Source organism: Streptomyces sp. MMBL 11-1, from assembly GCF_028622875.1.
Lineage (GTDB): Bacteria > Actinomycetota > Actinomycetes > Streptomycetales > Streptomycetaceae > Streptomyces.
Genome location: NZ_CP117709.1, coordinates 5,051,627 through 5,065,789, shown reverse-complemented (window position 1 = coordinate 5,065,789; position 14,163 = coordinate 5,051,627). Strand labels below are relative to the sequence as shown.

Below are 14,163 nucleotides of genomic sequence, written 5' to 3'. Positions count from 1 at the left end.
CCACACCGTGCTCGCCGCAGTCATGGTCGTCGAAGGCATCCTGCGCACACCCAACGGCGAAGGCCACTTCGACACCGGCTGGGGTCTCTACCAAGCCCTCGCCAAGAACTCCCGCCTGTACCTGCTCTCCCACACTTGGACCGAGCAGGACAGCACCCTTTGGCTCGCCAAGCGCAGCCTCACCGGCCACCTCGGCTACCTCCACCAACCCGAGCCCGGCCCCGCCGGCCGCCTCGAAGTTCTGGAACGCGTCCGAAGCTGGCGCATCGGCCTGGTCCTCGAACCGGACCCCTCCTGCGCCGCCGCAGAGCTGGCAGCCGGATGGAACTCCGCGCTCATCACGCACGCGGCCTACACCCAGCCCCGCTGGCGCCCCGACTACACCGGCGCCCCCCGCCCCTGGGACCAGCTCGCCGACGCCATCGAGCACCAGGCCGCGCTCCGCATGACAGACCAACGCACCCAGGAGCAGCCGTGACCCTGACCCCGTACACCAGATTCACGCTCGCCGAAGGTCCCGAGCCCGTCGCCCACGGAGTCGTCTGGGGCGACCGGACCGCAGCGATCAGGCGCATCGGCGACGACCCGGGCGACACCACGTGGGACGACATCGACTACGCCCTCGACACCCACTGCCCACCGGGCACGGACATCCACTTCCACGCCCTCGGCGACCCGGAACCCGCCCTTGGCGAAGACCCCCTGAGCACCACGGCCTACACGGCGGAGGTAACGGCATGAACGAGAACCTCGTCCTCAGCGACACCCCCCTGCGTCGGTTCCACCTCGACCGCCACGAAGACGCCACCGGCGTCTCGGGGACCGGCACCGTCGCGGCCGGCGTCATTTTTCACGACGGGACCGTGGCCATGCGCTGGATGACCGGCCTCTCCTCCACAGCCGTCTACGGCTCCATCGACGACGTCCTGACGATCCACGGGCACAACGGCGCCACGGTGGTCACCCTGATCGACGACGTCACATGACCATGTCCAGGAAGCACTACCGCGAGGCAGCCGCCGTTCTGCGGTCCGCTCTGCCCCCCGAGGGCAAGCGGCAGCCCACCCGCACCAAGACGGTCCGCGAAATCGCCGACGGTCTCGCCGGCCTCTTCGCCCGAGACAACCCCCGCTTCCGGCGAACCACCTTCATCGACGCGGTCTTCGAGGACACCAGGTGATCTTCTATTACGCCGGGACCGAGATCCCCTCCCACCGCACCCTGTGCGCCGAGCAGCACGTGTCCCACGTCGGCTTGTCCTACATGGGGCTCCGCCGACGCGTGAAGTTCTCCAAGCCCTGGACAGTAGAAGCCCACTACCCCCCGGAGCAGTCAGTCTTCCTGGACAGTGGCTGCCACACGCTGAACCGGCCCGGGGTCGAGGTGACCACCGAGGAAATTCAGGCCATCGCCGACCACTACGACCAGTTCGTAGAGGAGAACGTCGACCGTATCCAGGCATACGTCGAGTTCGACGCCCTCACCATGGGACGCGACTGGATCGAGGCCCGCCGGCAACACCTCGACCCGGAAAAGGCCATCGTCGTCTGGCACGAAGAATGGGGTGTGGACACTCTCAAACGGATGGCCGACCAGTACCCCTACATCGCTGTCGGCCAAGGCACCTGCGGCGACCGGGACATCATCCCCCTGCTCCGCACAATCAGCCGCACGGTCAGGCTCCACGGCATGGGCTTCTCGTCCCCACCACTCATGCTGAGCGCCGACTGGTACTCCGTCTCCTCCACCACGTGGCTGTCGGCCGCCCAGCACGGAGAGACGTTCATCTGGGCTGGCACCGAAATGAAGCGATACCCTGCCCGCTACAAAGGGCAGGCACGCAAGCGGCACCGCACCCTCATCGCCGGCGCCGGATTCGATACTGATCTCATCGACGCGGACGACGCCTCCGAAAACCTGCGCCTCTCTCTGTGGTCGTGGCGCCACCAGATCGACCACATTACGCAGCGCCACGGAAAGGGAGTAACTGGCACGGCGGAAACGGGTGAACCCGCAAACGCGGAAAACCCGCCAGGGACAGTTGCGGTGAAGTCTGAAAACCTCGGGAACGAGGGGGCAACTCGGCCCTCCTCTGAAAGGGTGAAGAAACTCCTGCCAGGCATCGAGACCGAGGAGTTCACCCACCGCTACAACGACCCTGAGACCGGAGAAAGGAAACAGCGCACCGAGCGCCGCATCAACGTCGTGGACGCCAATGTGCGCACCTGCGACGGATGCTTCCTCGCCAAGAAGTGCCCCGAATACCAGCCCGGGGAATCCTGCGCGTACGAAATGCCCATCAGGGTGAAGACCAAGGAGCAGTACATCGCACTGCTCGACTCGATGATCACCATGCAAGCGATGCGAGTCTTCTCCATGCGCATGTCCGAGGAGGTAGAAGGCGGGTACGCCGACCCGAACCTGTCCGCAGAGATGGACCGCCTCGCAAAGTACGTCAAAATCAAGGCCGAGATCGAAGAGGCGGGCTTCACCTTCAGCATGCGGATGGAGAGCAAGGGGACCGCCGAGGTCGGCCTGATCAGCCGCCTCTTCGGACCAAAGTCCGAGGGGCCCCCCGCCCTCTCCCCCGCCGGGACAGTGTCAGCCGAAACCGCCTTCGATCAAATGGGCATCATGGACGCGGAAGTCGTCGAGGAGCCAATCCGGAAGGAGTAGCTCCCTCCGAGCCCTCCCCGGGAGGAACTGCGCCCTCCATCGACTCGGCCGCCGCCGCGAGCACACCCCCCAGCCCGCCAGGAGCGCACACCGCCTCCACGAACGCCCGCTCCGCCTCAGACAGTTCCGCCCAGGGGCACGGCAGCATCGCAAGCACCTCCACCGACGGCTCCCACTTCGCCATAAACGGCCTCCCTCCGCCTGCACAGACTGGCACGATGCGGTCGCACCTGCGACCGCATCGAACACATTCGAAGAGACCCTGTCACCTCGGCCGGCCACGCCGATGCTGCCCTCGCGGCGGTCGAGGCTCCCGCCCCAGCCAGGCCACCATGGCGAACCCCGCGACCGTAAGCGCACTCGTGACACCGACCGAACGCAGCCGCGTCTCAAAGAGCCACGCCATCAACTCCATCACGTACCTCCAGACATGGCGAAGCCCCCACCCGAAATTGGGCAGGGGCATGATGAGCGGGCCGAGGTCAGCCGTCAGCGTTCTTCGGGCATCCCTCGTGCACCCAAAAGCAGGCGTGGAACGCGAAGCGCGTCACGCCCGTATCCGGGGTGTTCAGCGCCAGGACTGCGTACGCGGTGACCAGCTCGGCCAACACCCCACTCGGTCGCCAGCCCTTCCTCTGCTGGCCCTTGTGGAACTGGAAGATGTCCCCCTTCTCACCGATGATCCGACTGGCACCGAGCGCCATCGGCAGCAGCTCCTCGAAGGTTTTCTCCCGCAGCTCCCAGAACCGCAGCGGAACCAGCCCAACCAAGGCGTGCCCCGCGCTCTGAACGAACTCGTTCGCGTCCCACCGCGTGTCCGGCAGACACGTCGCGAAGCCGAGGTCCCCGTGCGCGACTCTCTTCACCTCTTCTGCGGCCATGCCGCCCTCCTTCTGTTCCGGGCACGCAAAAGCCCCCCGCTCCCAAAGGAACGAGGGGCTTCAGCGAGCCACCTGATTACTTACGCACGACTGGCCAGGGCCTTGACCGCCGTGTCCACATACCGATCGATCACCTGGTCCCACAACCGCGCCACGGCCTCGGCGTCGGTCAGCTCCGGCTCGTCGGCCGCCGACAGCACACCCTTCTCCTTGTGCCAACGCAGCTCCGGGTCCACGTCCCGGATCTCCCGCCGCAGAGCCTCGCCCACCAGGTGCGCCAGCTCGACAATCTGCGGCGCGGGAACCTCCAACCCCGCCCTCTCCTTGAGACGCGCCAACAGGTCGCTCCGCAGGCGCAGCCGGGTGTACTCCCGGAACTCGGCCGGCATCCGCACGTGCAGAATGCCATCCGGCCACTCCCGCCAGGACAGCACCTTCCTCACGAAAGGCGTGTCCCGCAGCACGATCACCGCCTCGACGCCCCCCGACGAGAAGACACCGGCCGGCACGAGAGTCTCAGCCACGTGGGCCCGCACCGCATCAGCGATCTCAGCCCGCACATCCTCGCCGTGTGCTCGCGTCCATTCCGAGGGACGCAGCAGCGTGACCACCAGGTGCAGGAACACCGTCACCGTCGGCGTCGTCGAGAAGTCCTTGTCCGGGAAGAAGTGGTGCGCCAGGGCTTTCTGGACGAAGGGAACCTTCTCCAGCTTGAAGTCCGCCGACACCTCTCCGTTGCCGAAGACTGAGTTCGGCAGCAACTCGGTCTGGACGTAGTTCCCCACGTCCGTGGCGATCTCCGACCGCCCGCTGACGCCGAACGTCGTCGTCCACTGCTCCGGGTGCGGCAAGTCCACCTGTACCACGAGCGGCACCCGCAGGGGCCTGTCGCTCCCCCTCACCCCGTCCTCCGCCATGTCCTGATCTCCTTCTTGATCTGCACGATGGCCGGCGACCCCAGATCCGTGCCCATGTCGATGCCTCGCCCGTCGTCGAGCCGCCTCTTCTCGGCCCGATCCCAGATGTCTTCCCAGTCGATGGGCTCGTCCTCGTAGTGGCTCGTGACGAGACTTTTGATCAACGTGATGATCTCCGGGGTGACGTCCTCCGTCGTCACGACCTCGAAGTCCGGCAGCCCGTCAGCCACTTCCAGCCTCCTTGGCGGCGGTCGCCTTCCTCGGCTTGGCCGGCTCCATGTGGCGCTTCATCTCACGGTAGAAGTCCCTCAGCAACTCCTCCGCCAGTTCCATAGCCGCCGCCTCGGAACGCACCCGCAGGCCATCCCCACCCACAGGGATCGAGTCGGCGGGGAAGTAGAGGTAAAGCCTGAAATCACCAGGCTCATCGCCCAGTTTGTTGCCGGGCGCCACCAGGAATAGCCGCCTCTTCCCCACCAGCCCGACCTTCCGGTCACGGGCCGGCGCCGGTCCCCACGCAATCTTGTTCATTACCCCACCTTGTCCCGCGCGCTCAGCTTCTCCACCTCGGCGCTCTCACGGCTGTCTCGGAGTTCAGCCACGGCAGTCCCCCCGTGTGTCGCCCACGTGCATGTCGTCCAGCAGCCACAGTCGGCCCCCAGCGTAGACATGCACCTGCTGCGGCAGCGTCCCCTGCGTCAGCACTTCGACCGACTCCTTGGAGGGCTCAACATCCCCAGCCGCCCACACCGCGAACATCTCACTCGACTTCGGGTCCAACTTGTTCACCGCGTCGGCCGCCGAGCTGAACGCCACCGCTGCCTCATGGGTAACCCCCAACTCGGCTCCGTCGATCACCAAGCGGGCCGCAACGAGGTACTCCGGGCGCCGCGCGTTCTGCACCATGTTGGTGGTGAACTCACACTGCACGCCGCTGCTGTCCACGGCCAGGAAGCAGCCCTGATGGTCGGGCTCAGTGACTACTCGACACCCCTTTTCCGCCACTGTGTCGAAGGTCCAGTTCTTTCCGAGAAGCACGAATCCCGGTTCAGCCATGTTCTCCCTCACCTACTGGGTAGCGGACAGCGTAGGCGCCGCTACTGACAAGGCCCCCGCCTCCCGAAGGAATCAGGGGGCCTTCCCGGTCTCACTGTTCAATTGGGCGAGAACCGGGAGTCCTTGTTTTCCACAAAGTCGGCACAACCAGCGACCCAGTCGTGCCGCACGTAATCGTCGGCGTCTGGAACGCCGCCGAACATTTCTTCACACCGCGCCTCGACGGTGGCGCGATCCTCGTCGCTGGGCGGCAGGTACGCACCACCCAGTGCTTCGAAGCCAGCTTCGTAGCTCGACCTGTCCAAGTCCTCGACACCCTCCTCTGATGATCCGCACGCCGCCAGCACGACCACCCCCAGCAGGATTCCCACCATTCGATTGACTCGACGGTTCACGTTGCTCACCTCCTGGGGGCACTATTTCACAAAAATAATGCGTCACTCGTATGGTCGCTGGAAAAAACGAAAATACCCAGGGAGGGTCGACGTCATGTTGACGTATGACCGTTCCCCGGGTACTTCCGACCCCCGCTCCGAAGAGGAGTGCTGGGCGGACTTCTGGCGCATCATCGGCGAAGAGGCTTACCGTATCTGGGCGACCAAGCAGGCCGCCAAGCAGGCCGCCGACTAGGCGGCCTTGCCGAGTTCTGCGCGCTCGCTACTCAGCCGGTCCCAATCGTTCCTCCGCTTGATCTGCTGCTCCAGCGGAGCCCAAGCTGGCACGATCTTCAGCACGCATTCGCGTGCGCCCTCGGGACGCGGGTAGACGGCGATGTGGTCAACAACCTGCTGCATGGCCTTCCGCTGCTTCTCTGGAAGCATTTCCGACCAAATCTTTTGGAACCTACCGAAGGCTTCGGCCGGCGGGGGCGTCGAGCGCCGCACGGAGGCCGAGACGATGCTGATGCGCTTCTTCAGGATCGCAAGGTCACTCTTATGCTCAGCCGTCTTGCGCTTGCCGGCCTCTCTGGTGATCACCTCGTCGAGCACGAGATCCGCGACCGCGTCTAGTCTGCGCTCCAAGTCTGCCTTCTGTTTCTCAAGTTGCAGGAGTAGTTTCGTCTGGTCCGTCGCACTCGCGGCCCGCTCGAATGCCCGAGCGCCTTCCTCTTCGCCTTTTGCGTTGGCGTCAACCCACTTGAGGAACGTGCGCTCGGTGACCCGCAGTCGGACAGCGGTGCCCTCGCACGCGTCCTTACCCAGCTTGGTTCGCACGGGACAGTTGAATCGGGGGAACCCGTTTGCCCATCCTGCCGACATGGACGCCAGGCATGTTTCCCCGTTCTCGCGCTTTCCGTAGCAACGGATCATTGTCGAGCAAAAATACTTTGGCTTCTGCTGGCGACGGTTCGGGTCCGCCTGCGCCTCTCTTTTTGCTACGTAGAGCTTCCAGGTGGCCAAGTCGTCATTCACGATGGGCTTGTGCAAGCCTGCCGGCCACTCTTCCCAGTTCCACGGGCCCGGGTTCTCGTGGTCCACATCGATGCGAAGAAGACCTGCCCAGAACCCCGTGTCCAGGACGTTGCGCCAGGAGGTTGCGCTCATTCGGCAGCCGTTAGGGTATTTCTTCGAGGGGTTGGAACGGATGCCTCTTGCTGCTGCATCCTTGGCGATGGTCTCGAAGTTGTCGTCGTCGTAGACGTACCGACGTACCGCGTCGGCGAGTGCCTTGAACTTGCTGTACTCGTCGTCCTCGTTCGGCTGGAAAACGCCGTGGCACGTCGTGCAGTAGATGTACGACCGCATGTTGACGGGGTTGCGCTTGCAGTCCGGGCAGCGTTTGTAGCCGAAGTTCGGCTTGCCGTGATGCGGGAGCTTGCGCTTGTAGCGGTTCTCGTGGGCGCGTCGCCAGTTTTCCCCGATGACGATGGACTGGTTCTCATCCACTGCGGTGGAGAACTGAAAGGCCATTCGGCCTGCGGCGGTGGTGGTGTCGATGATCTGGCCACCGGCGATGAGTACGCCGCCGACTTGGCGCAGGAGTCGCTCGTGCGCCTGGGATTCTTCGGAGTTGCGCCCCCACCGGTTGGTGTGGAGGACAATGATTCCGTCCGCCTCATCGTGGCCTACGCGCTCGATGAGGTCGATGATGGGACGGTTATCGAAGGTTGTACCGGTCTCGTCGATGTCATAGATGACTTCCACGACTTCGCAGCCAAGTCGGTCGGCTACGGCTGTTCCATGGTCGAGCTGCGACTTGTCCGAGAACATGATGTCGCGTTCCATGCTGACGCGGATGTAAATGAAAACGCGTCGTAGGGCCCTGAGCGGGTGCAGTTTGGCGGCCCTCTTCTTCGCCATGGTTCTCCTCGCGGGGTTTCGGTACACGGTGACCGTCCCCCCGTCTGCGTGGAGTGATGCAGCAGGTCCGTCGTATGAGCTGCCTGGCTAGGCCAGCCAGACCAATGCGAACCTGTCTGTTCCGTGTTGACGGTGAACCACTGCATGTCGTCGAGCGTGTATCCGAAGGCCTCGGTCAGCCGCTCGAATTCCCCGCTCATGCTCGTGCCGCTCATCAGCCGGTTGTCCGTGTTCACGGTGACCCGGAAGTGCAGCCTGCGCAGCAGTCCGATCGGGTGCTCGGCGTACGAGGCGGCCGCGCCGGTCTGGAGGTTGGAGGTCGGGCACATCTCCAGCGGGACGCGCTTGTCCCGTACGTAGGAGGCGAGGCGGCCGAGGGAGACCGAGCCGTCCTCGGCGACCTCGATGTCGTCGATGATCCGCACCCCGTGCCCGAGGCGGTCGGCGCCGCACCACTGGAGGGCCTGCCAGATCGACGGCAGTCCGAAGGCCTCGCCCGCGTGGATCGTGAAGTGGTTGTTCTCGCGCTTGAGGTACTCGAACGCGTCGAGGTGGCGGGTGGGCGGGAACCCGGCCTCGGCGCCCGCGATGTCGAAGCCGACGACGCCCTGGTCGCGGTAGCTGTTGGCGAGTTCGGCGATCTCCAGTGCGCGGGCCGCGTGCCGCATCGCGGTGAGGAGGGCGCCGACGCGGATGCGGTGGCCGTTCGCGCGGGCGTTGCGCTCGCCCTCGCGGAAGCCCTCGTTGACGGCCTCGACGACCTCTTCGAGGGTCAGGCCGCCCTCCAGGTGCTGCTCGGGGGCGTAGCGGATCTCGGCGTAGACGACGCCGTCCTGGGCGAGGTCCTCGGCGCACTCGGCGGCCACCCGGAACAGCGCGTCACGGGTCTGCATGACGGCGCAGGTGTGGGCGAACGTCTCCAGGTAGCGCTCCAGCGAACCGGAGTCGGCGGCCTCGCGGAACCAGATGCCGAGCTTGTCGGCGTCGGTCTCGGGGAGGGAGTCGTAACCCTGCGCGCGGGCCAGCTCGACGATGGTGCCTGGCCGCAGGCCGCCGTCGAGGTGGTCGTGGAGCAGCACCTTGGGGGCGCGCCGGATCTGGTCGGAATCAGGGACATTCGGGGTCTGGCTCGTCATCTTGGCACTCTAGCGCCTACGCGCGTAGAGCGCCTGGTGTCGATGCGTAACAGTGACCGCGAAGTCGGGTGGAGTACACCTCTCCTTCTGACACTGTTCTGTCATGGGACAGCGCGCACTCCCCCCGGCACCCCCGAGGCTGGGACGGGCCGTTCAGACGGCCGGAGCAATGGACGAGGTCAGCGGCGTGGTTCTGCTGCTTCCGGACGGCCGGGCCGACTCGCACCGTCGCCCCTCCACCCTTTCGTACGCGGCGCAGCTGCCGTTCGCCCGTTCCCTGGCCCGTGCCGGGGTGGGCGACGGGCTCGCGGTGCATGTGCTGCGCTACCGCTGCCGGGGCTGGAACGCGGACGACGCGCACCCCGCCGAGGACGCCGCGTGGGCGGCCGACGAGGTCCAGCGCCGGTACGGCGACGTGCCGGTCTGCCTGGCCGGCCACGGGATGGGCGGGCGCGCCGCGCTGCGGGCCGCCGGGCACGGCGCGGTCACCTCCGTCCTGGCGATGGCCCCGTGGCTGCCCGAGCGGGCGGCGGCCGAACCGGAGCCCGTGAAGCAACTGGCGGGGCGGCGGGTGCTCATCGTGCACGGCACCAACGACGAGCGCACCGATCCGGAGCTGTCCTACCGGCTGGCCGAGCGTGCGAAGAAGGCCAACCGGGACACCTGCCGCTTCGAAGTCCACTCCGACGGCCACGCGTTGCGCCAGCACCGCTCCGAAGTGGTGGCGCTGGCCGCCGACTTCGTACGCGGCTCGCTCTTCGCCCGGTCCTACGCCCGCCCGGTCGCGGACGCGCTCGCCGCCCCGCCGCCGCTGGGGCTGCGGATGCCGCTGGCCGCCGGGTTCGGCCGGTCGCTGCGGCACTGAACGCCTTACGGGGGCGGAGCCCGTACCTCAGCCGGTGCGTCCGCGTGCCGGCCGGCGGAGCAGCCACAGGGAGGCCGCCCACAGGGCCGCGCAGGCGGCGGCGGTGGCGAGGAGGGCGAGCGGCAGGCTCTCGACGGTGACCGCGGCCGTGACCGCGACGCCCACCGCCGTCGCCGTCGCGGCCATCGGCACCATGACCTGCGCGGCGCGGACGACCGGGGTGCCCGGCGCGCGGCGGCCGTTCCACCAGAACGCCGACCGCACGAAGACGCCTCCGACGATCAGCAGGGCCAGCGCCACGGCCAGCCGGACGATCGCACCGGGCCCCGGCCGGTCGATCGCGTCCTGGCGCGCCTCCCCCGCCACCACCTGGACCGTCCGGCCGCGCCAGGAGGAGACGGTGACCCGGTCGCCCGGCGCGAGCTTCTCCCACACCGGCCGCTCGCCCCGCAGCCGGACACGGAACGGCTCTCCGTCCCCGCCCGGGTCGAGGGTGACCCAGCGGGCGTGGCCCTTGCCCTGGCGGCGGGCCTCCGTGCCGAGCACCGTGGCGGGCCACTCGGCGAGACAGTCGCCGTTCGCCGCCGCGGAGCCCTCCAGCTCCGCGCACGGCCGCGCGGCCCGGAAGTCGCGGGCCTCGGAGAGCTGTCCGGGCAGCAGCGCGAAGAGCACCGCCGAGGCCAGCAGCATCACCGAGCCGACCACGGCGGCGAGTACGACGCCCTTCAGACCGGCGGACGCGGACGGGTGCGGGGGCAGGGCGGACGGGGCGGGCCAGGGGGGCCCGGCGGAGGTCGCACGGTCACGGGTCACCGGGACATTCTCGCTGTCCCGGCCAGCGGGGCGAGCGGGCCCTCGGGCCACCGACCACGCACCGAACCCGCACCGACCGCGTGCCGACCGCGCACCGACCGCGCACCGGGCAGCGTGCGCCCGTCGCGTGCCCGCTCAGTCCGGCAGCAGGTGGCCCCGGCGCGAGAGCAGGAAGCGTTTGAAGGCGGCGACCGGCGGGGTGTCGGGGTGGCCGTCCAGCCAGGCGACCCCGATCTCACGGGCGGCGCGCGGTGCGGTGACCGTCAGCTCGACGACGCCGGGGCGGGCGACCGCGGGCGGCGGCAGCAGGGCCACCCCGAGCCCGGCGGCGACCAGTCCGCGCAGGGTCTCCGCCTCCTCGCCCTCGAAGGCGACCCGGGGCGTGAAGCCCGCTTCCGCGCAGAGGTCGTCGGTGATCCGGCGCAGCCCGTAACCGGGCTCCAGGGTGACGAACGTTTCGTCGGCGGCCTCCGCGAGACGGATGCGGCGGCGGGACGCGAGGCGGTGGTCGTCGGGGACCACGAGGCGCAGCCGCTGTTCGTCGAGGCGGCGGGCGACCAGGTCGGGGGCGTCGGGCACGGGAGAGGTGAGGCAGAGGTCGAGGCCGCCCGCGCGCAGCCGTTCGATCATCGCCTCGCCGTAGTTCTGCACGAGCTGGAAGCGGACCTTGGGGTGGTCGGCCCGGAAGGCGCGGATCAGGGCGGGTACGGTCTCCGAGCCCATGGTGTGCAGGAAGCCGAAGGAGACCCGGCCCGTCGTCGGGTCGGCGTCCGCCCGGACCGAGTCGGCGGCCTTCTCCACCTCGGCCAGGGCCCGTTCCGCCGAGCCGAGGAAGGTGCGGCCCGCCGGGGTGAGCGAGACGGTGCGGCCCTTGCGGGCGAACAGGGCGACGCCCAGGTCCGCTTCGAGCCGGACCATGGCCCGCGAGAGCGTGGACTGCGGGACGCCCAGCTCGTGTGCGGCACGGGTCACATGCTCGTGCCGGGCGACCGCCTCGAAGTACGCGAGGCGGGGCGCGAGCACGGCCCGGATGTCTTCTTCGTAACTACTGGGTGACAGCCGAGGCCCTGAGCTGCGTTCATGCACCATGGGATTGATTATCGCAGTTTCGTGCATTGGACGCATGAAACGTCCCGCTCTACTTTCGACTTATGCCTCCCGCCAGTACCGGGGCATCCACCATCGTCGTGGATGCCTCTGCCCCGCAGTCCCCCGTCACCACCACCGCCGCGCCGGCCGCCGCCACCCACGGCCGCCTGGAGCCCGGCCGCCCCGGCTACCGCCGGATGAGCTTCGCCCTCTTCGCCGCCGGTGTCGCGGCCTTCGCCCTCCTCTACTCCACCCAGGCGCTGCTGCCCGCGCTCTCCGCGTCCTTCGACGCGAGTGCCGGGCAGGCGAGCTGGACGGTCTCGGCGGCGACCGGGGCGCTGGCCCTGTTCGTGCTGCCGCTGAGCGCGCTCTCGGAGCGGTTCGGGCGGCGGCAGCTGATGACGGCGTCGCTGGCGATCGCGGTGCTCGTCGGGCTGCTGGTGCCCTTCGCCCCGTCGATGGGCGCGCTGATCGCGCTGCGCGCCGTCCAGGGTGCGGCGCTCGCCGGACTTCCGGCCTCCGCGATGGCGTATCTCGCGGAGGAGGTACGGCCCAAGGCGCTGATCGCCGCGATCGGGCTGTTCGTCGCGGGCAACAGCATCGGCGGTATGAGCGGGCGCATCCTCACCGGGTGGGTCGCCCAGGCCTGGGGCTGGCGCGCCGCGCTCGCGGCGGTCGGGCTGCTCGCGCTGGCGTGCGCCGTCGCCTTCCACTTCCTCATCCCGAAGGCCCGCAACTTCCGTCCCGGTTCGCTGAACCCGAAGGCCCTGGCGAAGACCGTCGCCACGCACCTGGCCGACCCGCTGCTGGTCCGGCTGTACGCGATCGGCGCGCTGTTCATGACGGTGTTCGGCGCGGTCTACACGGTGATCGGCTACCGGCTCGTCGAGGAGCCGTTCAGCCTGCCGCAGGGCGTCATCGGCTCGATCTTCCTGGTCTACCTGGTCGGTACGGTCTCCTCCGCCGCCGCCGGACGTCTGGTGGCCCGCCTCGGCCGCCGGGGCGCGCTCTATCTGGCGGTCTCCACCACGGCGGCCGGGCTGCTGCTCTCGCTGGCCGACCGGCTGGGGCTGGTGCTGCTGGGCCTGGTGCTGATCACGGCCGGCTTCTTCGCCGGCCACGCGGTCGCCTCGTCCTCGGTGAGCCGCACCGCGACGACGGGCCGGGCGCAGGCGTCGGCGCTCTACCAGTCGGCGTACTACCTGGGCTCCAGCGCGGGTGGCACGCTGGGCGCGGTCGCCTTCCACGCCGGGGGCTGGACGGCGACGGTGGCACTCGGCCTGCTCGCCGTCCTCGGGGTCGTCTCGATCACCCTGTACGGGACCCGGGTGGCGCGTGCGAACCGGCGGGCGCTCGTCCCCGCCACGCGCTGAACCGCCCGGGCGAACGGGCCGGGTCCGGGCGCGGGTCCAGGCGACGGGTCGGCGCAGGTCCGGGCGGCGGGTCCGGCGGCCCGGGAGCGGGCGGCCGACCGGAGGCGGCCGCCGTCGCTCGGACCGTCATCGAGAACACCTCGTCGTGAGCGCGGGGACCGGGAACCCGGCGACCATACGGCCGTCCCGGCGGCGGCTCCACGGTTTTCCCGGCTCGTCGCGCGCAACCGCCGCCCGCCTTCGGGCGTCTACCATGCGTAACCAACAACGCACTGTGGGCGAAGGGGAGTTGGCGCGCATGGGAGTGACGGCGAAGATATCCGGAAGACCGCTGCGGCGAGGGGTGGCACTGTCCGTCGCCGGACTGGTGGCCGCTCCGGCCCTGGTCCTGGGCACCGGCACCACCGCCCACGCGGCGTCCTGCACCAAGTCGGCGGGACCGCACCAGAAGCAGGTCGAGAAGTTCCTGAAGCGGCCCGTGGACGGCAAGCAGTCGACGGCCGACTGCAAGGCGACCCAGAAGTTCCAGAAGAAGCACGGGATCACCCCCACCATCGGCTACGCCGGTCCGCTGACCTGGCGCACGATGAACACGATGCTTGCCCAGAAGGCGGCCGGGAAGAACCCCAACAAGGCGAAGAAGTGCCCCACCAACAAGGGGCGCATCGCCTGCGTCGACCTGACGCGGCAACTGAGCTGGATCCAGGACGGCAAGAAGCTGAAGTACGGGCCGGTGCCGGTCCGGACCGGCCGGAACGGCGTCGAGACCCGGACCGGGTCCAAGAAGATCTACTGGCGCAACATCAAGCACTGGTCGACCATCTACAAGGTCTGGATGCCGCACTCCCAGTTCTTCGACGGCGGCCAGGCGTTCCACTCGGTCACCAAGTCCATGTACAACCCGCCGGGCTCCGGCGGCTGCGTCAACATGCGCCCCGCCGACGCGAAGGCATACTGGAAACTGCTGAAGAACGGCGACGACGTGTACGTGTACGGGCGCAAGCCCGGGACCTGACCGACGCGCCCGGTACGGACACCTCGAGGGGTGCCGGGCTGA

At 68.4% G+C, this 14,163-nt stretch carries 18 protein-coding genes and 1 pseudogene; 9 read left to right on the top strand and 10 right to left on the bottom strand.

Annotation, left to right across the window (positions count from 1 at the left end):
- Positions 1-7: 7 nt before the first annotated feature.
- Genes PSQ21_RS22490 through PSQ21_RS22470 form a run of 5 tightly spaced genes read left to right on the top strand, consistent with a single transcriptional unit; the run spans position 8 to position 2,676 of the window.
- Positions 8-478: a hypothetical protein gene (locus PSQ21_RS22490; RefSeq protein ID WP_274032449.1), complete on the top strand. Its 471-nt coding sequence runs from the start codon at positions 8-10 to the stop codon at positions 476-478.
- The gene (locus tag PSQ21_RS22485; protein WP_274032447.1) at positions 475-741 is read left to right on the top strand and encodes a hypothetical protein; all 267 of its coding nucleotides are present in this window, start codon (positions 475-477) and stop codon (positions 739-741) included. The genes PSQ21_RS22490 and PSQ21_RS22485 overlap by 4 nt, the downstream gene beginning before the upstream one ends.
- Positions 738-986 carry a hypothetical protein gene (locus tag PSQ21_RS22480; RefSeq protein ID WP_274032446.1) on the top strand — a complete coding sequence of 83 codons (249 nt, stop codon included), beginning with the start codon at positions 738-740 and terminating at the stop codon, positions 984-986. Before PSQ21_RS22485 ends, PSQ21_RS22480 begins: the two co-directional genes overlap by 4 nt.
- Positions 983-1,180 carry a hypothetical protein gene (locus tag PSQ21_RS22475; RefSeq protein WP_274032444.1) on the top strand — a complete coding sequence of 66 codons (198 nt, stop codon included), beginning with the start codon at positions 983-985 and terminating at the stop codon, positions 1,178-1,180. Before PSQ21_RS22480 ends, PSQ21_RS22475 begins: the two co-directional genes overlap by 4 nt.
- Entirely contained in the window at positions 1,177-2,676 is a 1,500-nt protein-coding gene (locus PSQ21_RS22470; protein ID WP_274032443.1) for a hypothetical protein, read from the top strand. Before PSQ21_RS22475 ends, PSQ21_RS22470 begins: the two co-directional genes overlap by 4 nt.
- Positions 2,677-3,158: 482 nt before the next feature.
- On the opposite strand, the gene PSQ21_RS22465 is transcribed toward PSQ21_RS22470, so the two are convergent.
- The 6 genes from PSQ21_RS22465 to PSQ21_RS22440 form a co-directional block, all read right to left on the bottom strand.
- Positions 3,159-3,557: a hypothetical protein gene (locus PSQ21_RS22465; RefSeq protein ID WP_274032441.1), complete on the bottom strand. Its 399-nt coding sequence runs from the start codon at positions 3,555-3,557 to the stop codon at positions 3,159-3,161.
- Between the two features lie 80 nt (positions 3,558-3,637).
- The gene (locus PSQ21_RS22460; RefSeq protein WP_274032440.1) at positions 3,638-4,474 is read right to left on the bottom strand and encodes a hypothetical protein; all 837 of its coding nucleotides are present in this window, start codon (positions 4,472-4,474) and stop codon (positions 3,638-3,640) included.
- Positions 4,456-4,704, bottom strand: coding sequence for a hypothetical protein (locus tag PSQ21_RS22455; RefSeq protein WP_274032438.1), 249 nt, complete (start codon positions 4,702-4,704; stop codon positions 4,456-4,458). Before PSQ21_RS22455 ends, PSQ21_RS22460 begins: the two co-directional genes overlap by 19 nt.
- On the bottom strand, positions 4,697-5,005 hold the full coding sequence (locus PSQ21_RS22450; protein ID WP_274032437.1) for a hypothetical protein: 309 nt from the start codon (positions 5,003-5,005) through the stop codon (positions 4,697-4,699). The genes PSQ21_RS22455 and PSQ21_RS22450 overlap by 8 nt, the downstream gene beginning before the upstream one ends.
- Positions 5,006-5,068: 63 nt before the next feature.
- A complete protein-coding gene (locus tag PSQ21_RS22445; protein WP_274032435.1) occupies positions 5,069-5,530 on the bottom strand; it encodes a hypothetical protein in 462 nt (153 codons plus the stop codon).
- A gap of 98 nt (positions 5,531-5,628) precedes the next feature.
- Positions 5,629-5,925, bottom strand: coding sequence for a hypothetical protein (locus tag PSQ21_RS22440; RefSeq protein WP_274032433.1), 297 nt, complete (start codon positions 5,923-5,925; stop codon positions 5,629-5,631).
- Positions 5,926-6,019: 94 nt separating this feature from the next.
- Between PSQ21_RS22440 and PSQ21_RS22435 the strand changes: the two genes are divergently transcribed.
- Positions 6,020-6,160, top strand: coding sequence for a hypothetical protein (locus tag PSQ21_RS22435; protein WP_274032431.1), 141 nt, complete (start codon positions 6,020-6,022; stop codon positions 6,158-6,160).
- On the opposite strand, the gene PSQ21_RS22430 is transcribed toward PSQ21_RS22435, so the two are convergent.
- Both PSQ21_RS22430 and PSQ21_RS22425 read right to left on the bottom strand, forming a co-directional pair.
- Positions 6,157-7,755, bottom strand: coding sequence for a recombinase family protein (locus tag PSQ21_RS22430; RefSeq protein WP_274032429.1), 1,599 nt, complete (start codon positions 7,753-7,755; stop codon positions 6,157-6,159). The two genes, PSQ21_RS22435 and PSQ21_RS22430, sit on opposite strands and share 4 nt — an antisense overlap.
- Before the next feature lie 200 nt (positions 7,756-7,955).
- Positions 7,956-8,966, bottom strand: a pseudogene (locus tag PSQ21_RS22425) (adenosine deaminase); the annotation flags it as partial.
- Positions 8,967-9,069: 103 nt separating this feature from the next.
- On the opposite strand from PSQ21_RS22425, the gene PSQ21_RS22420 reads away from it, so the two are divergent.
- Entirely contained in the window at positions 9,070-9,831 is a 762-nt protein-coding gene (locus PSQ21_RS22420; RefSeq protein WP_397989758.1) for an alpha/beta hydrolase, read from the top strand.
- 27 nt (positions 9,832-9,858) lie between these two features.
- Here PSQ21_RS22420 and PSQ21_RS22415 read toward each other — a convergent pair whose 3' ends face one another.
- Positions 9,859-10,644 carry a hypothetical protein gene (locus tag PSQ21_RS22415; protein WP_274032425.1) on the bottom strand — a complete coding sequence of 262 codons (786 nt, stop codon included), beginning with the start codon at positions 10,642-10,644 and terminating at the stop codon, positions 9,859-9,861.
- Positions 10,645-10,779: 135 nt separating this feature from the next.
- The gene (locus PSQ21_RS22410; RefSeq protein ID WP_274032423.1) at positions 10,780-11,733 is read right to left on the bottom strand and encodes a LysR family transcriptional regulator; all 954 of its coding nucleotides are present in this window, start codon (positions 11,731-11,733) and stop codon (positions 10,780-10,782) included.
- A 62-nt stretch (positions 11,734-11,795) separates the two neighbouring features.
- On the opposite strand from PSQ21_RS22410, the gene PSQ21_RS22405 reads away from it, so the two are divergent.
- Together PSQ21_RS22405 and PSQ21_RS22400 are read left to right on the top strand one after the other, a co-directional pair.
- Complete coding sequence (locus PSQ21_RS22405) at positions 11,796-13,106, top strand: MFS transporter (RefSeq protein ID WP_274032421.1); 1,311 nt, start codon at positions 11,796-11,798, stop codon at positions 13,104-13,106.
- Between the two features lie 298 nt (positions 13,107-13,404).
- Complete coding sequence (locus PSQ21_RS22400) at positions 13,405-14,121, top strand: L,D-transpeptidase family protein (RefSeq protein ID WP_274032419.1); 717 nt, start codon at positions 13,405-13,407, stop codon at positions 14,119-14,121.
- The last annotated feature ends 42 nt before the right edge of the window (positions 14,122-14,163 follow it).